The sequence below is a fragment of the Pumilibacter intestinalis genome (assembly GCF_943193005.1).
In the GTDB taxonomy this organism is placed as follows: domain Bacteria; phylum Bacillota; class Clostridia; order Christensenellales; family Pumilibacteraceae; genus Pumilibacter; species Pumilibacter intestinalis.
In genome coordinates, this window is sequence record NZ_CALPCH010000010.1 from 19620 (window position 1) to 36965 (window position 17346).

The 17346-nt window shown below is 44.6% G+C and carries 23 protein-coding genes and 1 tRNA gene; 14 read left to right on the forward strand and 10 right to left on the reverse strand.

The genetic code is table 11. The features are described 5' to 3' along the window. Window positions 1-90 precede the first annotated feature (90 nt). Both NFR55_RS06210 and NFR55_RS06215 read right to left on the reverse strand, forming a co-directional pair. Window positions 91-1182, reverse strand: coding sequence for a hypothetical protein (locus NFR55_RS06210; protein WP_251547357.1), 1092 nt, complete (start codon window positions 1180-1182; stop codon window positions 91-93). Between the two features lie 165 nt (window positions 1183-1347). After that, on the reverse strand, window positions 1348-2478 hold the full coding sequence (locus tag NFR55_RS06215; RefSeq protein ID WP_251547359.1) for a hypothetical protein: 1131 nt from the start codon (window positions 2476-2478) through the stop codon (window positions 1348-1350). A gap of 244 nt (window positions 2479-2722) precedes the next feature. Between NFR55_RS06215 and NFR55_RS06220 the strand changes: the two genes are divergently transcribed. The 3 genes from NFR55_RS06220 to NFR55_RS10530 all read left to right on the forward strand — a co-directional run bounded on the left by NFR55_RS06220 (window position 2723) and on the right by NFR55_RS10530 (window position 3710). Continuing rightward, window positions 2723-2917, forward strand: coding sequence for a hypothetical protein (locus NFR55_RS06220; protein ID WP_251547361.1), 195 nt, complete (start codon window positions 2723-2725; stop codon window positions 2915-2917). Between the two features lie 286 nt (window positions 2918-3203). Continuing rightward, window positions 3204-3521 carry a hypothetical protein gene (locus tag NFR55_RS06225; RefSeq protein WP_251547363.1) on the forward strand — a complete coding sequence of 106 codons (318 nt, stop codon included), beginning with the start codon at window positions 3204-3206 and terminating at the stop codon, window positions 3519-3521. Window positions 3522-3578: 57 nt separating this feature from the next. After that, window positions 3579-3710 (forward strand): hypothetical protein, encoded by a 132-nt coding sequence (locus NFR55_RS10530; RefSeq protein ID WP_275556917.1) that lies wholly within the window; start codon window positions 3579-3581, stop codon window positions 3708-3710. Window positions 3711-3781: 71 nt separating this feature from the next. Here NFR55_RS10530 and NFR55_RS06230 read toward each other — a convergent pair whose 3' ends face one another. Both NFR55_RS06230 and NFR55_RS06235 read right to left on the reverse strand, forming a co-directional pair. Then, a complete protein-coding gene (locus NFR55_RS06230) occupies window positions 3782-4327 on the reverse strand; it encodes an NADH peroxidase (protein ID WP_251547365.1) in 546 nt (181 codons plus the stop codon). Between the two features lie 69 nt (window positions 4328-4396). Continuing rightward, a complete protein-coding gene (locus tag NFR55_RS06235) occupies window positions 4397-4789 on the reverse strand; it encodes a Fur family transcriptional regulator (RefSeq protein WP_251547367.1) in 393 nt (130 codons plus the stop codon). A 148-nt stretch (window positions 4790-4937) separates the two neighbouring features. Between NFR55_RS06235 and NFR55_RS06240 the strand changes: the two genes are divergently transcribed. Next, the gene (locus tag NFR55_RS06240) at window positions 4938-5165 is read left to right on the forward strand and encodes a hypothetical protein (protein WP_251547369.1); all 228 of its coding nucleotides are present in this window, start codon (window positions 4938-4940) and stop codon (window positions 5163-5165) included. Between the two features lie 443 nt (window positions 5166-5608). On the opposite strand, the gene NFR55_RS06245 is transcribed toward NFR55_RS06240, so the two are convergent. The 6 genes from NFR55_RS06245 to NFR55_RS06270 all read right to left on the reverse strand — a co-directional run bounded on the left by NFR55_RS06245 (window position 5609) and on the right by NFR55_RS06270 (window position 10034). Further along, complete coding sequence (locus NFR55_RS06245) at window positions 5609-7183, reverse strand: ABC-F family ATP-binding cassette domain-containing protein (protein ID WP_251547370.1); 1575 nt, start codon at window positions 7181-7183, stop codon at window positions 5609-5611. 381 nt (window positions 7184-7564) lie between these two features. Next, on the reverse strand, window positions 7565-7828 hold the full coding sequence (gene rpsR, locus NFR55_RS06250; protein ID WP_251547371.1) for a 30S ribosomal protein S18: 264 nt from the start codon (window positions 7826-7828) through the stop codon (window positions 7565-7567). Between the two features lie 31 nt (window positions 7829-7859). Beyond that, the gene (locus NFR55_RS06255; protein WP_251547372.1) at window positions 7860-8276 is read right to left on the reverse strand and encodes a single-stranded DNA-binding protein; all 417 of its coding nucleotides are present in this window, start codon (window positions 8274-8276) and stop codon (window positions 7860-7862) included. 12 nt (window positions 8277-8288) lie between these two features. Then, entirely contained in the window at window positions 8289-8570 is a 282-nt protein-coding gene (gene rpsF, locus NFR55_RS06260; RefSeq protein WP_251547373.1) for a 30S ribosomal protein S6, read from the reverse strand. A gap of 134 nt (window positions 8571-8704) precedes the next feature. Continuing rightward, window positions 8705-9013 (reverse strand): hypothetical protein, encoded by a 309-nt coding sequence (locus NFR55_RS06265; protein WP_251547374.1) that lies wholly within the window; start codon window positions 9011-9013, stop codon window positions 8705-8707. Between the two features lies 1 nt (window position 9014). Continuing rightward, window positions 9015-10034, reverse strand: a complete 1020-nt coding sequence (locus NFR55_RS06270) for a zinc-dependent alcohol dehydrogenase (RefSeq protein WP_251547375.1) — start codon at window positions 10032-10034, stop codon at window positions 9015-9017. A 216-nt stretch (window positions 10035-10250) separates the two neighbouring features. On the opposite strand from NFR55_RS06270, the gene NFR55_RS06275 reads away from it, so the two are divergent. From NFR55_RS06275 to NFR55_RS06320, 10 genes are all read left to right on the forward strand, one after another. After that, a tRNA-Ser gene (locus tag NFR55_RS06275) sits at window positions 10251-10340 on the forward strand. A 412-nt stretch (window positions 10341-10752) separates the two neighbouring features. Further along, on the forward strand, window positions 10753-11025 hold the full coding sequence (locus tag NFR55_RS06280) for a hypothetical protein (protein WP_251547376.1): 273 nt from the start codon (window positions 10753-10755) through the stop codon (window positions 11023-11025). 12 nt (window positions 11026-11037) lie between these two features. After that, window positions 11038-12288: a PDDEXK-like family protein gene (locus tag NFR55_RS06285; RefSeq protein ID WP_251547378.1), complete on the forward strand. Its 1251-nt coding sequence runs from the start codon at window positions 11038-11040 to the stop codon at window positions 12286-12288. A gap of 344 nt (window positions 12289-12632) precedes the next feature. Continuing rightward, on the forward strand, window positions 12633-13046 hold the full coding sequence (locus tag NFR55_RS06290; protein ID WP_251547380.1) for a DUF3788 domain-containing protein: 414 nt from the start codon (window positions 12633-12635) through the stop codon (window positions 13044-13046). Between the two features lie 41 nt (window positions 13047-13087). Further along, on the forward strand, window positions 13088-13678 hold the full coding sequence (locus tag NFR55_RS06295; protein WP_251547382.1) for a DJ-1/PfpI family protein: 591 nt from the start codon (window positions 13088-13090) through the stop codon (window positions 13676-13678). A 32-nt stretch (window positions 13679-13710) separates the two neighbouring features. After that, complete coding sequence (locus tag NFR55_RS06300; protein WP_251547384.1) at window positions 13711-14322, forward strand: hypothetical protein; 612 nt, start codon at window positions 13711-13713, stop codon at window positions 14320-14322. 134 nt (window positions 14323-14456) lie between these two features. Further along, window positions 14457-14888, forward strand: a complete 432-nt coding sequence (locus tag NFR55_RS06305; protein WP_251547386.1) for a hypothetical protein — start codon at window positions 14457-14459, stop codon at window positions 14886-14888. Between the two features lie 123 nt (window positions 14889-15011). Then, complete coding sequence (locus NFR55_RS06310; RefSeq protein WP_251547388.1) at window positions 15012-15425, forward strand: pyridoxamine 5'-phosphate oxidase family protein; 414 nt, start codon at window positions 15012-15014, stop codon at window positions 15423-15425. A gap of 113 nt (window positions 15426-15538) precedes the next feature. Then, entirely contained in the window at window positions 15539-16453 is a 915-nt protein-coding gene (locus tag NFR55_RS06315) for a DNA adenine methylase (RefSeq protein ID WP_251547390.1), read from the forward strand. Window positions 16454-16466: 13 nt separating this feature from the next. Further along, window positions 16467-17327, forward strand: coding sequence for a type II restriction endonuclease (locus NFR55_RS06320; protein ID WP_251547392.1), 861 nt, complete (start codon window positions 16467-16469; stop codon window positions 17325-17327). The last annotated feature ends 19 nt before the right edge of the window (window positions 17328-17346 follow it).

Here is a 17346-nt window from a genome sequence, read left to right on the forward strand (position 1 = left end):
GCGCGTTTTGTCAATGACTTTCGCTCTCGGCGCAAAAAAGCCCCTTCGCGGTTTTGCGAAAGGACTTTTTAAGCTGCGAATTATATTTGTTTATTCGGCATGTTGCGCCTTGTAAGCCTCAATCTTTTGTTTGGCTTCGGTTGCGCCAGTAACAGCGGTGCTACCGAATTTTTCAAACTTAGTTGTATCTTTTAAGCCGACTTTCTCGGTTTGACCGTCTTTCGTTTCTTCGGCTGTAAGGCAATACATTATTTGCGTTAATTTGCCGTCGGTAATCGTAATTACGCATTCGCCTTCGCACTTCACACCTTCGTAGAAAGTTACTGCGGTTTTCGCACCCGTAGCGGTCTTTACAAGTCCTTTTTCTCTGCCGAAATACCCGACTACATTTGTAATATTCAGCGCAATATATTCTTTGAACGACTCGGCAACGGTAATATCCGTTTTGTACACATAGTCGCCGCCACTGCTGGTACTGTAAGTTTTTGCGCCTTCGGTAATTTCGTAACGGTAATAATCGGAAGCGTTCTCGGTATAATCAGGCGTACCCGTTTCGAAACGGGTTTTATCATAATAGCGCACATACATTTGTTCGGTTGCGGTATATTGCGTTACGCTTGCCGAGTCGAATTCCCACGTTGCGCCGTCTTTGTTAAGCCCTTCCATTATTCTTGTTTCGGTGCAATTAGAGTGAGTATCGGAGTTGAATGCCCTATTTATTTCGCTGTTGGTTACGCGCTCGCCTATCTTCGCCTCGGGAACGGCATACGCAAACTTGCCTTCGCCGTATTCGAGCACGTACATTTCCATAGCCGCAGTTACCGTTTCGGCATCATATCCCGTTTCCGCATCCGCAAATTCAATCTTTGCCGTAACGCCGAACAGTTCCGCTTTTGCAAGGTCTTTCTTGTCCGCTTCGGTAAGCCCGAGTTTTTCCAAGTCCGCGTCGCCCTTACTCTCTTTGGAAACGAACTCCGCGCTAAGCATAGGGTCTTCGCCGTCATACACCGCAAGCTCGTTCTCCACATAGCCGAGCACCGCCTCGTCCGCGGTTTTGTATTCCGCGGCGGACACAACGATTACTTTCGCCGAGCCGTCGCCCTCGTTCTTGCACGCAACAAGCGAGCAAGCCGACAACGCCATAATCAGCGCGGTTACAATCAATACGATTTTCTTCCTCATACATCTTCTCCTTAATATATAATTATACCAAACCTATAAATATTTAGGCTTAGTATAATTGTATCATGTAATTCCCCCGCCCGCAAGCGATTTTGAGGGGTTTATGAAAATTTTGTGTTTTTTTCGGTAACGCGCTATTTTTGCCTTTATTTATTCGGCATATTGCTATTCGGCATGTTGCGCCTTGTAAGCCGCAACCTTTTCTTTGGCTTCGGTTGCGCCAGTAATAGCGGTGTTGCCGAATTTCTCATACTTAACGGTCATTTTCATACCCATTTTCACGGGTTTACCGCCTTGCTCCGTTTCGGCTATAGCCCAAAACATTATTTGAGTTAATTTGCCGTCGGTAATCGTAACACTGCATTCGCCTTCGCAATCCAAGCCGTCGAGGAAAGTTATCGCGGCTTTCGCGCCCGTAGCGGTCTTTACAAGTCCTTTTGCGCCCGGATAAAACCCCATCACGCCGGTAGTATTTTGCGAAATATATGTTTTTAACGACTCCGCTACGGTTTTACTTAATTCGGACACTTCGCTACTGCCGCTACGCGTTCCGTAAGTTTTTGCGCCTTCGGTAACTTTGTAATCGTAATAATCGCGCTTTTCTTCCAAAGTATAATTAGGCGTACCCGCTTCGAAACGGGTTTTATCATGATAGCTCACGTGCATTTCTTCTGTCGCGGTACGTTGTATCACGCCAGCCGTGTCGAATACCCACGTTGCGCCGTCTTTGCCAAGCTCTTCGTCTATTTCTGTTTCGGTGCAATTAGAGTGAGTATCGTAGTTGAACGCCTTATTTATTTCGCTGTTGGTTACGCGCTCGCCTATTTTCGCCTCGGGAACGGCATACGCGAACTTGCTTTCGCTGTATTTTAATACGTACATTTCCATATTCGCCGTAACGGTTTCGGGCTGTTCGGCTTCGGGCGCGGTTGCCGCAAACGTTTCTTCATCTACAGCGAATTTAATCTTTGCCGTAACGCCGAACAGTTCCGCTTTTGCAAGGTCTTTCTTGTCGTTTTCGGTAAGTCCGAGCTTTTCCGAGTCCGCGTCGCCCTTGCTCTCTTTGGAAACAAACTCCGCACTATACATCAGTTCTTCGTAGTCATACACCGCAAGTTCGTTCTCAACGTAGCCGAGCACCGCCTCGTCCGCGGTTTTGTATTCCGCGGCAGACACGGCGATTACTTTCGCCGTTTCGTTGCCCGCGCCCTCGTTCTCGTTTTTGCACGCAACAAGCGAGCAAACCGACAGCGCCATAATCAGCGCGGTAACAATCAATACGATTTTCTTCCTCATGTGTGTTCTCCTTCTATAAAATATAATACTAAGCCTATAAATATTTAGACTTACTATTATTGTATCATATCGTCCCCCCCCCGCAAGCGATTTTGAGGGGTTTATGAAAATTTTGTGCTTTTTTCGGAAAACACACACCGTACTGAGCACCAAAAAAGAGCAAACTCTTATGAGTCTGCTCTTTTCTTGTTTTTGTAAATTTTTTCTCTATGTATGAGATTGCCGCGTCGCTCCGCTCCTCGCAATGACGGGTAAAGTTGCGTATGTCATTGCGAGCGAGTTTACGAGCGCGGCAATCCCCTTCGGGTTCCCTGTCATTGCGAGCGAGTTTACGAGCGCGGCAATCCCCTTCGGGTTCCCTGTCATTGCGAGCGAGTTTACGAGCGCGGCAATCCCCTACATGGAACACGTACAGCAACTGCCGCTTTCTTATGTATGAGATTGCCGCGGGCGCAAGCGCCCTCGCAATGACATGTAAACCCCATTATGCCACACATTGTTTGTATTTTTTATGGCTTAGCATAATCCATAAGAAAATATTGACAAAACATTTTATTTTTGTTATTATAACCTTGCGACGCAATAGAATACCAAAAAACGGATGCAAATAGCCAACAAGCTGTATCCGCCGTTTTTTGGTATATTGTGTCGCAACAATTAGGAGATAGCTTTTGGAAGTCGTCTCTTAATTGGGACGACTTTTTTAATATAAAGGAGAGTATATTATGTCAAAAAAAACCGATAAGTTCATACAAAACGACAAGTGGTTCTATTATGCCTTTCTTATAATGAGCATATTATTTGGACTTTCTTGTGCTTTGAGCGCAATTGTAGGCATTTATTGGGCGGCAAAAGTAAGTGCCAAATATCTACTTTATGCCATATTTGCTATTCTTGGTATAGTAATAGCTTGGATTTTGTTTCGCCTATTTTTGTCTATGCTATGCGACATAAAATTGATTCGCGATAAGTTATACCATACAGAAAGCGAAGAACTAAAAGAATTTCATAAAAACGAAGATAAGAACGTCCCTATGAAATAAATAAAACAACAAAAAAGAGCAAGCCGTTTTTTGACTTACTCTCTTTTTGCTTTTCTTATGTATGAGATTGCCGCGGGCTTCGCCCTCGCAATGACGGGTAAAGCGGCGCATGTCATTGCGAGCGAGTTTACGAGCGCGGCAATCCCCTACATGAAACACGTACAGCAACTGCCGCTTTCTTATGTATGAGATTGCCGCGGGCTTCGCCCTCGCAATGACAGAAGAACGGAACGCTCGGCTAAGGACGGTTTTATGCCGCCTTACTTGCCAAAGTATCTTTTAAGCAAGCCTTCGAACGCTTTGCCGTGACGGGCTTCGTCGCGAGCCATTTCGTGTACGGTGTCGTGTATCGCGTCGAGGTTGAGAGCCTTTGCGCGTTTTGCAAGGTCGGTCTTGCCGGCGGTTGCTCCGTTTTCGGCGTCTACGCGCATTTGAAGATTTTTCTCGGTGGAAGAGGTTACAACCTCGCCCAAAAGTTCGGCGAATTTGGCGGCGTGCTCCGCTTCTTCGAAAGCCGCTTTTTCCCAGTACATGCCTATTTCGGGATAGCCCTCGCGGTGCGCAACGCGAGCCATGGCAAGATACATGCCAACCTCGGTGCACTCGCCGTTAAAGTTCATGCGAAGGTCGTTCATGATATCTTCGGGAACGCCGCTCGCAACGCCCACAACGTGTTCCGCCGCCCAAGTCTTTCCGCCTGCCTGCTCCGTGAATTTGGAAGCGGGAGCTTTGCACTGCGGGCACTTATCGGGAGCCGCATTACCCTCGTGAACGTATCCGCATACCGAACATACAAACTTTTTCATTTTCTTTTTCTCCTTGAGTTTATTTTTTTGATTTTATAATGCGCAAGCTCTCGCTTGATTGCATTTGCTTTAAGACAACCGCGTATGTGCTTTGTTCTCTTTAACGCAGTGCGGGCACAATCCGTAAATTACGGTTTTTACTCCGTCTATCCTGTATCCGCTTTTTTCGAGCGCGGCGGTATCTTCCGAGTAGCCGAACACGTCGCTTATCGCGCCGCAACCGTTGCACACAAAGTGCGCGTGCGGCGAGGTGTCCGCGTCGAAATGCAGACTGCCGCACTCGGTTTCGAGCGTGTTCAATTCGCCCGCGTCGCTAAGCTCTTTGAGATTGCGATACACCGTGCCCAAGCTCACGTTTGGGATTTGCTCGCGCACTTTGGCATACACCCACTCCGCGTTCGGGTGGCTCTTCGTGTCGCGCAATATTTTGAGTATCGCTTCGCGCCTGCTGCTGTAACGCACGTTATCTCCTTTATATAATCAGTAATGATTACTATTATTATATATGATTATACAAAAACAGTCAAGCGATTTTAAGCGATTTGCAAATTTTTATTGTAACGCTGTTAAAAAAAGTTTCATAGTATGGTAATATACGGAGGATAAAAATATGAACGAATACGATAACTACAACCAATCTTGTAACATCTGCGGCAACAACAACTGCAACTGCGGTTGCCGCAAACCCGTTTGCACCTGCCGTTGCGAATGCCGCGAGCAGAAACAATGCGAGTGCAATCACGAGCACAACTGCAACTGCGGTTGCCAACACCGTAAGCCGTGCGGCTGCGGCATATGCAACTGCTTCCGCAATCTTTTCTGCGGCTGTCGCAGATAGAGAACTCCCTTCTTCCCCTTTTGCCACGAAAAAACGCGGGTATTTTTATCCGCGTTTTTTTGTGTAGTGGGTATAGGTTCTCATGAAGGGGATTGCTTCGCTCGTAAACTCGCTCGCAATGACGCGGCACAAAATTGTCATTGCGAGGGTGCTTGCACCCGTGGCAATCTCAGGCATGGAACAAGTGCAGACACTGTTGCTTTCTCATGTATGGGATTGCCGCGCTCGCATGGCTCGCTCGCAATGACAGGTAGGCAGAAAGTGCGCTCGCAATGACGCGGCACAAAATTGTCATTGCGAGGGTGCTTGCACCCGTGGCAATCTCAGGCATGGAACAAGTACAGATACTGTTGCTTTCTCATGTATGGGATTGCCGCGCTCGCATGGCTCGCTCGCAATGACAGGTAGGCAGAAAGTGCGCTCGCAATGACGCGGCACAATTACTATAACTCCAAGTATTCTTCGTAGGTCATGTCGCGGTCGAGTATCTTTTTGCCGCCCTCTATTTCTATAATGCGGTTGGCAACGGTGGAAATAATTTCTTCGTCGTGCGTTACGAACAGCATGCCGCCCTTAAAGTTGGTCATACCTTTATTAAGCGCGGTTATGCTCTCGAGGTCGAGATGATTGGTAGGCTCGTCGAATATAAGGAAATTCGCGCCCAAAAGCATCATGCGGGCAAGCATGCAACGCACCTTTTCGCCGCCCGAAAGCACCTTTGCTTTTTTGAGAGCTTCCTGACCCGAAAACAGCATGCGCCCGAGCCAGCCGCGCAGATATTCTTCGTACCGGTCTTTACTGTATTGACTGAGCCACTCCACGAGCGACAAGTCCACCCCGTCGAAAAAGTTATCGTAGTTTTGCGGCAGGTACGCCGTGGTAATGGTTTGTCCCCACTTAAAGTATCCCGAGTCGGGCTGCTCCAGCCCCATGAGCACGTCGAACAACATGCTCATGCACTGACTCGACGAGCACAAAAATCCTATCTTGTCATCGCGCTTTAATTTGAACGACACGTTCTCGAAAAAGCCTTTTTTGGTAAGACCCTCCACCTCGAGTATTTCGTTGCCTATTTCGCGCTCGTACTTAAAGTCTATAAACGGATAGCGGCGACTCGACGGCTTTATATCTTCGAGCTTTATCTTTTCAAGCTCACGCTTGCGACTCGTGGCTTGTTTGGATTTGCTCGCGTTTGCCGAGAAACGGGCGATAAACTCTTGCAATTCCTTTGCTCTCGCTTCCATTTTCTTATTTTGTTCTTTGGCTTGGCGGGCGAGCAATTGGCTTGTTTCGTACCAAAAATCGTAGTTGCCCACAAACACGTTAATCTGCTTAAAGTCCACGTCGCAAATGTGCGTGCACACTTTATTCAAAAAGTGTCGGTTGTGCGAAACTATTATAACCGTTGTGTCCTCGAGCGACATAAGATAGTCTTCGAGCCACTTTACCGACTTGGCGTCGAGGTTGTTGGTGGGCTCGTCGAGCACCAAAACATCCGGACTTCCGAACAGGCTTTGCGCAAGCAAAACTTTTACTTTGAGCTTTGCGTCTATATCCGCCATGAGCGTATCGAACAAAGAAGAGTCGATTTTGAGTCCTTGCAAAAGCGTTTCCGCGGCGGACTCCGCTTCGTAACCGTTCATATCGGCGAATTCGCCCTCGAGTATTGCCGCGCGTTCTCCGTCCTCGTCCGAAAAATCGGGCTTGGCATAGAGCGCGTCGCGCTCGCGGGCAACCTCCATGAGCCGCTTATGACCCCACATAACAGCGTCGCGCACCGTGCAATCGTCGTACGCGTTTTGGTTCTGCATGAGCACGCTCATGCGCTCGTTTTTGTCTATGGTAACGTCGCCCTTGTTGGGTTCGAGTTCGCCGGAGAGAATACGCAAAAAGGTAGACTTGCCCGCGCCGTTCGCGCCGATTATGCCGTAGCAGTTGCCTTTGGTGAATTTGAGATTTACGTTTTCAAACAGCACTCTGCCGCCGAATTGGAGTGTTACGTTGTTTACGCTTATCATTATATATTCGCTATCCTTTCAACAGTACAAGCGGCTCAATTCGTTACTTAAATTGAGCCGCCGATTTTTTATTTTTGTTTTCTCGTGCAGTAAATGTGCATTTCTCTCGGCTGAGATTGCCGCGGGCGCAAGCGCCCTCGCAATGACATTGTAACCGTAGCGCCCTCGCAATGACGGGTTGAGTGATACTGTCATTGCGAGTGAGTGAAACGAGCGTGGCAATCCCCTGCATGGAACACGTAAAGTCACTGCACATTTCTCTCGGCTGAGATTGCCGCGGGCGCAAGCGCCCTCGCAATGACATTGTAACCGTAGCGCCTTCGCAATGACATGGTAACCGTAGCCGCCCTCGCAATGACGGGAGCGCCGCTATACGCCGTCTTATTCCGCCTTGAAGGGCAACAACGCCATAACTCTCGCGCGTTTGATTGCCACCGAAAGCGCGCGCTGATGTTCCGCGCACATTCCGCTCGTTCTGCGGGGGATTATTTTGCCCTTTTCGGTAACGTAGCGTTTGAGCTTGGCTACGTCTTTATAATCGATTTCTTCGGCTTTTTCAACGCAGAACGCGCACACCTTTTTCTTGGGTGCTCTGCGAACGCGTTTCTGCTTTTCTTCGCCGCCTTCCACTTTTTTCTGTTCCATATTTTTTAATGTCCTCTATGTTTATTTTTGTTTAGAACGGAAGCCCGTCGTCCTCTATGGGCTTGAGTTCGCTCGTGAGCTTCTTGGGAGCCGCCGAACGCTCGGGCGCGGGCGACGCGCCGCCGTCGGAATTTCCTCCGCCGATAAACTCTACGTCGTCGGCAACTACGTCGGTTGCGTACCTGCGGTTGCCGTCTTTATCATCGTAACTGCGGGTCTGAATACTGCCGCACACAGCCACTTTACGCCCTTTGGCAAGGTATTTGCCGCAGTTTTCGGCAAGTCCTCTCCAGGTTACTATGTTTATAAAGTCCGCTTCGCGTTCGCCGTTTGCGTTTGCGTAACTGCGGTTTACCGCAATGGAAAACCTGCACATAGACACGCCCGACGTGGTTTGCGTAAGCTCGGGGTCGCGGGTAAGATTACCCACCAAAATACATTTGTTCATTTGTTACGCTCCTTATTTGCGAACGGTCATAAAACGGATAACTTCGTCGCTAATCTTCATCTGGCGTTCGATTTCTTGCGGTAAATCGGACTTAGCCGTAAAGTTCATGAGCACGTAAAATCCGTCGTTTTTGCCGTCTATCTCGTAAGCGAAGCGTTTGTTGCCCCACTTATTCACATTCTCCACTTCGCCGCCGTTTGCGGTAACGAGCGCGCTGTATTTTTCAATCTGCGCCTCTTTCACCGACTCGTCGAGGTCTGCTTTGAGAATGTACAAGATTTCGTACTTATTCATGCTTTTACTACCTCCTTTTGGTCTCCGGCCCCCGCCCTCGCGGGAACAAGGAAAGGCTCGGGGTTTACCCAAGCCTTTCTATTATAACATGATAAAATCAAATTCGCAACCGATTTTAAGCTGTTTTCCCAAGTTTACAAAACTATTTCGAGAAACTCTTTATATACCTGCTTAATCCATTTGAGCGCGTCGCGAGCGGTGTCGAACTCGTCGGTGAGGTAAAACTCTTTGGCTTTTTCCGTTCCCACGTACGCTTCGGCGTCAATCGTGGTGAGAAAAGTTTGAGTTTCCTGTTTGGTTTTGGGATAAAACACGGTGGTGGCGTAAAACTTGCTCGGCATGCAGTACGCGTCTTTTTTTATGGTGGCAAAGCAGTCGAACGCCTTGTTCTCTTTCTTTATTATCTGAAGTTTGAGCTTCTTTTTGGGCAACGTAGTTTTCATATTACGCCTTTACCGCCGCCAAAATAAATCCGTCGGCGTTATCCGCCTGTTCCTTTATAAAGTTTTCCACGTCATCGAACTTAACCTCGCGACTCACGAGTTTGCTCACGTCTACGGTGCGCGTAGCCAGCAAGTTTATCGCGGCGGGGAAAAGTTTCGCTCCGTTGTTAACACCCACCACTTTGAGCTTTTTGTCGAGTATCGCCGAAAAACTGCCCGAAAACTCCTCGGTAACTTCCGTCCAGCCCGCAAGCGCGACTCTGCCGCCCACCGACGCGTATTCGAGACTGCGCCCGAACGCCATGCGCGATGTGGTTACGAACGCCACGCAGTCCGCCATTTTGCCGCCGGTGATGGCGAATATCTTCTTCATGGGGTCGGCGTCCACGCTGTTAACGGTGTAATAAACGCCGAGATTTTCGGCAAGCGCAAGACTTTCGCCGTCGGTGTCCACAAGTATGGGCACGGCTTGGTAATAGAGCGCGACTTGCGCGAGTATTATGCCGAGCGCGTCCGCTCCCACTATAACTATGTGCTCGCCTTTTTCGAGGTTGAGCTTGCTCACCGCGTTTATGGAAAGCGCGATATGCTCTATAAACAGCGCGTCGCCGTCGGTTATGCGCTCGGGCAGTTTATACAGCGCGTTCGCCGAAGCCACGGTAAAGTCGCTCAAAAAGCCGTTGTCGTTCACGCCGTAGCAAATCATCTTTTCGCACTCGTCGGCTCGGTTGGCTTTGCACGGCGGGCAGGTTTTGCAACACACGCAGGGGTCGGCGGCAACGCGGTCGCCGCGCACGAGTCCGCTTACCCCCTCGCCCGTTTCGGTTACCATGCCCACGCACTGCCGCCCTATAATGAGCGGCGACGACTCGAGCGGCAGTTTGCCCGTATACATCGCCGTATCGGTAAGACTTATGCCGGAAGCCAAAGTTTTGAGCTTAACGCAACCGTCTCCCACGCTCTGCGCGGGAAGCTCGTCGAGCGACAGCTTTTCTTTTTCGTGTAATCTCCATGCTTTCATAAATACGCCTCGTTACAGCTCCGTTCGTATTTTATACCCTTACATTATACCATAATTTTTCACGTTTGGCAACGAAAGAACCGTATCATTTTTTCGCCCCGTTTTAGTACTTATTGCATATACATGCAAAATTCGCCCCAAAACAGTTGACAAATTCGCAATATTTCTATATCCTTAATAGGCAACGACAAATTGCGCGTAGAACGCTCGCACCGTGGAGAGGTGGTTGAGTGGTCGAAGGCACACGCTTGGAAAGCGTGCGTACGCTAAAACGTACCGCGGGTTCGAATCCCGCCCTCTCCGCCATAGAAAGACGGGCCGTCCCTTTTGGGGCGGCTCGTTTTTGTCTTTGGTCGGTTGTGGCGGGTGGCGATGAGCGTAATGAGCCGCTTGTTATATCAAGCACCCGCCACAGTGCCCTTTTATAAAATTACATTGAAAAGTATTGATTTTTGTTTTCTAATATGTTATACTAACTATGCCAAATCAACCTATTTATTTTCGCGAGGACTTTTTATGTTTAAGGAATAATCTATTTTTTATATTTTACACAATAACCGCTGAATTTGATAAAAATGCAAATTCCTTACGGTTATTGTGATAATGTTCTTGTGATAATGTTCTTGCGATAACGGTTGGTTTGGCGACTATCGGAGTTTGCGTTTTTTGTGCGTTTACTTCGGTAGGCGCACTTTTTTACTTTACGGAGGATTTTATTATGTGGTTGGTAATTTTAATGATAGTTGCGTTTATAGCAACATTTATGAGCGTAATAATTATTAGCATATTAGCTACCCGTTGCCCTAATTGCAAAAAGTTATTTGCTTTGAAAGAATATAAACGCAAAGAAATAAGCTGTTCTCATCGGTGTAAAAATTTGAAAAACGGAAACGGAAAACGCTTTTACAATTTAGTAACCTATGAAATTACATATAAATGCAAAAATTGCGGTACAACTTGTATTCGTACCAAAAAATTTGAAGAAGATTAGAGAGAAGGAGCAATGATAAAAACCGAAAAAGAAGCTATTAGCGCATTAAAATCCTTAAGCGACACTCTTTTAGATTTGGGAAAACCAAAAAACATCAATATTTTTGATGCCGTGGGTATGTCAACGCAAGAAATAAAACATTCTGCGTTTTTAGCTTGGTTATTGAATCCCGAAATGCCTCACGGGTTAAAAAACAAATTTCTGACGATATTCCTCAAAAAGTTACTGTACTATGAACAAGATGGTGCCGATATCGACGGATACTTCACCAATAAACAAATTTTATCCTCACGTGGTATATTTTCAATCGACGATTTACATGGACTTATAAATGATAATAAAATATCCGTGCTTAAGGAAAGAACATTGACACTCAACGGTAACGATGGACGAATTGATATTTTCATTGAATCCGAGAGTGCGAAAACGCTTATAGTAATCGAAAACAAGATATTCACATCAACGCACGATGACCAACTCAAAAGATACGTTGCCGAATTTGACAACCGTACCGATTGGAAAAAAATATTCGTTTATCTTACACCAAACGGTGATTTACCTTATGATGATGACGACAAATATGACGAACGTTGGTGCATATTCAGCTATGAAACAGTGCTTGATATAGTTCGTGACGTTCATGTGAACGTACATAATTTGAAATTGAAGAGTTTAATGGAAGACTATATAACAATGGTTGACAATAAAATTTTACATAACAATCCTACAATACGAGCGCTTTGCAAAAAAATACGGCACGAACATTCAGAAGCACTTGAAATTATACTACACTATATAGATAACGTGGATATGGTTTATCAATATATTGCAACGGAATGGATTCCGCGCAACATCCCCAATAGTTGTAATTTGATTGCAAACGGTCGCAGACTTATATTTTGCACCAAAGTTGTTTCGGACTTTTACAATCGGCACGGACTTAATATGCGTATCGCCGACGGATTGTTTAGATTTCAAATATCCGTAGTGTCAAAAGATGGACCTATTACAATCGGAATGTGGCTTTCTAAAGCCAGAAATGACGAATGGTCGGCTGCCGATAACAAAATACGCGAAATTTTGCAACCTACTAAAAGAATGGGTGAAAAATATTGCACTCTTTATTCTCGCACGATTTTATCCGTGGAAGAAAGAGAAAAAGTTTTTGAAACCGATACGAAATTGTTTGAATTGATTGATGACCGTCTCAATGAATTTATCGTTAAATTGCAAGATTTCGAAGAACATTTAATAACGTTATAAAATTCGTTTTAGCTTACTACCTCTCCGCCATATAAAAAGCAGTACCCTTGCGGTACTGTTGTTTATATGCGCATTGCGCGAACGCCACGGAGCGACAGCGGAGTAATCCCGCCCTCTCCGCCAAATAAAACAGCAATGGAACTTTCGGTTTTATCGCTGTTTTTTATTTTTCGTTTACAACAAATCCACTTGACGGAGAGCGCAGCAAGCCGCTTGGCACCCGCCACAGTGCCATTGTCATTTTTTACGTTGTCAAACAGTTGAGAATGCTCTCCGTTTATGCTATAATTTATTTGCACATAGTGCGATAAACAGTAATTTAACGGAGAAATCGGAGGGCTTATATGCTTAATACAATACCTACAACAGAAGAAATGACAACTTTGGTTGGAAAATCTCTGTACGAAGTATGGAATAATTTGTGCGCTTTAATCGACGAATACTACGATATGGAACGTTTGTGGGACAAAGGCGGCAAAGCGTGGAAATACGAATACAAATACCGTCGGGGCGGTAAAACGCTTTGCGCTTTATATGCAAGAGTAAATTGCGTAGGTTTTATGGTTGTCTTGGGTAAAAACGAACGATTAAAGTTTGAAGCCGACAAAGAAAACTACTCACAGGCAGTTCAAGAGATATATGACAATACTCATACTTACCACGACGGAAAGTGGGTAATGTTTGAGCCGACGGACACTTCATTGTTTAATGACTTTATTAGACTATTGAGTATCAAAAGAAAGCCGAACAAAAAGTAAAGATAAATTTCAATTTAGCGACGTAAAAGGAAATGAAGATAATGAAAAAAATACTATATGTAATCTTGGAACAATGGGCTGATTGGGAGCTTGCTTATATTTCGTCGGCGGTCAATATGCTCGGTGGCGGCAAGTTTGAAAATAAAACTGTATCACTTACAAAGAACGCCGTTACCTCTATTGGCGGTGTTAAGTGTTTGCCTGATTATGATTTACTTACATTACCGTCCAATTATGGTGCCGTAATACTTATCGGTGGTATGTCGTGGCATAACGAGAACGCTATGCAAGTTAAGCCGCTTATTGATGCTTGCATTAAGAGCGGCAAAGTGGTAGGTGCGATTTGCGATGCTTGTAGATTTTTAGGCTCTATTGGGGCGTTGAATGGCGCAAAACATACGGCTAATGATTTGAACGAATTAAAACAATATTCGTCTTATACAAACGAACAAGGCTTTGTGCATAGGCAAGCGGTATTGGACAATAATGTTATCACGGCAAATGGAACGGCAGCTCTTGAATTTGCGCAAGAAGTATTACGAGCTTTATTGGTATCAACCGAAGAACAAATAAAAGGCTGGTATGATTTTCATAAGCTCGGCTTTTACAATGCGCCTATGCCGAAAATGTAACTACGATAAACAGTAATTTAGCGGAGGATTATATGATAACCGAAAAGAATACAATAAAGATACGTTCCGAGTTCACAGCCGAGGCAAAAAAGGAACTTGTTGCGCCGTCGCGTAAAGCGAGCAACAAGTTGATTTTAGGCTCGCTCGCTTTTGCTTTTGTTTTTATAGTGCTCATATTCATATTTTATTATTTCAAAAAAACCGACTTAGCAGGGCTAATGTTTGGATTATTCCTGTTCTCTCTGCTGATAATGGCTGATGGCGCAATGATAAAGTACTCCATCAAAAAAGATTTGCAAAAATCAATGCCGCGTACTATATACGAATACGAGTTTTATAATGGCGGGATTGCCGCAAAGGAAGAGATTGAAGGCGAGATAATGCACATATCCAAATACTATGACCGTTCGATATGTAAAACGCTTGACGGTAAACGATATATGTTCCTTTACGTTTCCTCGTCGATGGCACTCGTTATTGATAAGTCATTGCTCTCACCCGAAGAGATTGCGACATTGAAAGCGATCTATTTTAAGGAGTATTCGGGTGATAGAATTAAACTTCCCGATTTCAAACCGGGTACGCCAGATTTCGTGCAAGTCGAAGAAATAACAGAAGAAAAACGCACCCAAGACCAACAATAGGTTTATTTCATTACAAAATTTTATAAAAAACAGATGACAAACATTGTGGCTATTATTTATCCGGTTCCGGTATAATGACTTAACTGTGCGCTAAATTTCAATTTAGCGGAGAAAAATTATTTTGGGCTAATGTTATGGGGTGGTTTAATTATTACGGACTTGCCGTTATGGCGGTAATTATGATACCGAATATCATATATGCCGTAAAACATAAAAACGGCGAAATTACCTATCGCAATAAAGCGGTTGAAATTATGGAACAAATAGGCAGATACGGCTGTTTTGCGCTTATGATTTTCAGTATTCCGTATACATATTTTAATTTTTGGTTTAATTATGCGCTAATAATATATCTGGCTGTAATCGGCGGTTTATGCTTTACATATTTGATATTTTGGGCTATATGTTGGAATAGAAACGATAAATTAAAAGCGTTGTCGCTTTCGATAATTCCGTCTTGCATATTCTTATTCGGCGGCATTGTTTTGGTAAGTATTCCACTGATATTCTTTTCCGTTCTTTTTGCCGTGTGCCACATTTATATAAGTTACAAAAATTCGTTTTAGGTTACTATTACTCCGCCATATAAAAAGCAGTACCTTTACGGTACTGTTACGCCTCGATTTACAGCTCGAATACGATTTAACTACGCATATCAAGGATAACGTATAAACACATAGGAGAAATTTATGAACAAAGAACAAATTTACGAATTTATATCAAAGCAAAAGACGGCGTTTATCGCTTCCGTGAACGAACAAGGCTATCCCGTTATGCGGGCTATGCTTAAGCCCCGCTTAATAGACGGAAACGAAATGTATTTCTCCACCAACACGTCGTCGAATAAAGTTAAGCAGTTTGCGGCAAACAATAAGGCTTGCATATATTTCTACAAGCGCGGAAAAATCAAATATCAAGGCGTTTCGATTATAGGCGATATGGAAATTCGCACCGACCAACCCACCAAAGACAAGATTTGGCGTTTCGGCGACAGACTGTTTTACAAACAAGGAGTAACCGACCCCGACTATTGCGTATTGAAATTCAATGGCAAAACGGCGGAATATTACTGCGATTTTAAGATAGAACAAATAGAGTTATAAAAGCTCGGAGAACAAACGCGAATGGGTTGGTTCAATTAGCGAACAAGAAAACGCTTGCTTTTATTCTCGCTTTGAAATATAATATTTCTATCGGCTAAAGAGGTGCTAATGTTGTGAGTAATAGGTCGGCAAAAGAAACCGCCGAGAATTCGTTAAAACCGTTTGTAAAGTGGGTAGGCGGAAAAAGTCAACTCATAACCGAACTCGAAAAAGCAATACCCGCAAAGAACGAGAAAACGTATACGAAATATTGCGAGCCTATGGTGGGTGGCGGCGCGTTGTTTTTCAAAATACTGTCGGAATACGATTTTAAGGATTTGTATATAAGCGATATAAATCCCGAGCTTGTAAACGCCTACCGCGTAGTGCAAAGAAACGCAGGTGATTTGATACAAAAATTGCATGAACTGCAAACGCGGTTCTTGCCCATGGACGAAAAAAGCAGAAAATTCTGTTATTACGCAATTCGCGACAAATTCAACTCTACCTCGTTGACTAAAGCCACGGCAACCGAAAAAGCGGCGCATTTCATATTTTTGAACAAAACCTGTTTCAACGGAATTTACAGAGTAAATCGCAAAGGACAATTCAACGTACCGATGGGCGCATACGCAAAGCCCGCTATTTGCGACGAAGAAAATTTACGCAATATTAACAAAGCGTTACAACGCGCAGAAATAGTTTGCGGCGATTATTCTCTTTCTCGAAAATTCATAGACGACAACACCTTTGTTTATCTCGATCCCCCCTATCGCCCGCTGTCGGAAACGTCATGTTTCACTTCGTACAACGCCGAAAATTTCGACGATAACGAACAGTTGCGGCTCTCGAAATTTTTCAAAAAAATAAGCGACAGCGGCGCAAAAGTCATATTGAGCAACTCCGACCCCAAAAACACCGACCCCGAAGACAGTTTTTTCGACGAAATGTATAAATCTTACAAAATAGAGCGGGTATCGGCAACGCGCATGATAAACAGCAAAGCCGACAAACGCGGCAGAATAACCGAATTGCTAATCAGTAATTAAGGAAAAGCACTTTATGAAAAGAAATTTCGACGTATGGCTGAAAACTTTCAAAACAAGCATTTGCGATTACGCTTTTTACGTGAATTTTAAGAAAGTTTACGGCAATGTAAATAAAATCAAAGTTGAATTGAACATTCTCAATTCTCTCATAGGCTCAAAAGATATCGAACGCGATTTCGAAAAACTCGTAGCCGACTATCCGAAAGTATTAAAATGTATTCCCGTTTTGCTTGCCGTGCGCAGTAAAGAAATTTTCGTTAAAGATGACGACGGCGAATATCTTTTCGATTTTTATGAGCAAAACCATACGACTCGAGAGTACATAATGTTCATGCAAAAAACGGGCTTGTTCGATTTAATCGCAAACCACGTAATAAACAACCTCGTAGATTACGTTACAGGCGTAGAGGTAGGACTCGACAGCAACGGCAGAAAAAATCGCGGCGGGCATTTAATGGAAAAACTCGTGGAAAACCATCTTATTAAGGCGGGGCTTGTTAAAGGCGAAACATACTTTAAGGAAATGAAACTATCCGCAGTAGAAAAGAAATGGAACATTGACTTATCGAGCATTTCAAACAAAGGCAAAACCGTAAAACGATTTGACTTTGTTGTTAAAAAGGGCAAAACGGTTTATGCGATTGAAACGAATTTTTATTCAAGCAGCGGCTCCAAACTGAACGAAACTGCCCGCAGTTACAAAACCATTGCTTTGGAGTCAAAAGAAATCGACGGATTCGCATTCGTATGGGTTACAGACGGTTGCGGCTGGCACTCCGCGCGGCACAATTTGGAAGAAACTTTTGATGTTTTAGACAATATGTATTGTATAGCCGATTTGGAAAATAACATAATGGAAAGCTTATTCGATTAAAACGCAAAGCCCCGCTCGG

Excerpts from the sequence above, each read along its gene's own strand:
- NFR55_RS06215 (WP_251547359.1), bottom strand. The coding sequence starts at position 2,478 with ATGAGGAAGAAAATCGTATTGATTGTTACCGCGCTGATTATGGCGCTG.
- NFR55_RS06320 (WP_251547392.1), top strand. The coding sequence starts at position 16,467 with ATGAAAAGAAATTTCGACGTATGGCTGAAAACTTTCAAAACAAGCATT.
- NFR55_RS06285 (WP_251547378.1), top strand. The coding sequence starts at position 11,038 with ATGATAAAAACCGAAAAAGAAGCTATTAGCGCATTAAAATCCTTAAGC.
- NFR55_RS06270 (WP_251547375.1), bottom strand. The coding sequence starts at position 10,034 with ATGAAAGCATGGAGATTACACGAAAAAGAAAAGCTGTCGCTCGACGAG.
- NFR55_RS06280 (WP_251547376.1), top strand. The coding sequence starts at position 10,753 with ATGTGGTTGGTAATTTTAATGATAGTTGCGTTTATAGCAACATTTATG.
- NFR55_RS06225 (WP_251547363.1), top strand. The coding sequence starts at position 3,204 with ATGTCAAAAAAAACCGATAAGTTCATACAAAACGACAAGTGGTTCTAT.
- NFR55_RS06210 (WP_251547357.1), bottom strand. The coding sequence starts at position 1,182 with ATGAGGAAGAAAATCGTATTGATTGTAACCGCGCTGATTATGGCGTTG.
- NFR55_RS06240 (WP_251547369.1), top strand. The coding sequence starts at position 4,938 with ATGAACGAATACGATAACTACAACCAATCTTGTAACATCTGCGGCAAC.
- NFR55_RS06290 (WP_251547380.1), top strand. The coding sequence starts at position 12,633 with ATGCTTAATACAATACCTACAACAGAAGAAATGACAACTTTGGTTGGA.
- NFR55_RS06255 (WP_251547372.1), bottom strand. The coding sequence starts at position 8,276 with ATGAACAAATGTATTTTGGTGGGTAATCTTACCCGCGACCCCGAGCTT.
- NFR55_RS06300 (WP_251547384.1), top strand. The coding sequence starts at position 13,711 with ATGATAACCGAAAAGAATACAATAAAGATACGTTCCGAGTTCACAGCC.
- NFR55_RS06230 (WP_251547365.1), bottom strand. The coding sequence starts at position 4,327 with ATGAAAAAGTTTGTATGTTCGGTATGCGGATACGTTCACGAGGGTAAT.
- NFR55_RS06245 (WP_251547370.1), bottom strand. The coding sequence starts at position 7,183 with ATGATAAGCGTAAACAACGTAACACTCCAATTCGGCGGCAGAGTGCTG.
- NFR55_RS06220 (WP_251547361.1), top strand. The coding sequence starts at position 2,723 with ATGACGGGTAAAGTTGCGTATGTCATTGCGAGCGAGTTTACGAGCGCG.
- NFR55_RS10530 (WP_275556917.1), top strand. The coding sequence starts at position 3,579 with ATGTATGAGATTGCCGCGGGCTTCGCCCTCGCAATGACGGGTAAAGCG.
- rpsF (WP_251547373.1), bottom strand. The coding sequence starts at position 8,570 with ATGAATAAGTACGAAATCTTGTACATTCTCAAAGCAGACCTCGACGAG.
- rpsR (WP_251547371.1), bottom strand. The coding sequence starts at position 7,828 with ATGGAACAGAAAAAAGTGGAAGGCGGCGAAGAAAAGCAGAAACGCGTT.
- NFR55_RS06295 (WP_251547382.1), top strand. The coding sequence starts at position 13,088 with ATGAAAAAAATACTATATGTAATCTTGGAACAATGGGCTGATTGGGAG.
- NFR55_RS06265 (WP_251547374.1), bottom strand. The coding sequence starts at position 9,013 with ATGAAAACTACGTTGCCCAAAAAGAAGCTCAAACTTCAGATAATAAAG.
- NFR55_RS06305 (WP_251547386.1), top strand. The coding sequence starts at position 14,457 with ATGGGGTGGTTTAATTATTACGGACTTGCCGTTATGGCGGTAATTATG.
- NFR55_RS06310 (WP_251547388.1), top strand. The coding sequence starts at position 15,012 with ATGAACAAAGAACAAATTTACGAATTTATATCAAAGCAAAAGACGGCG.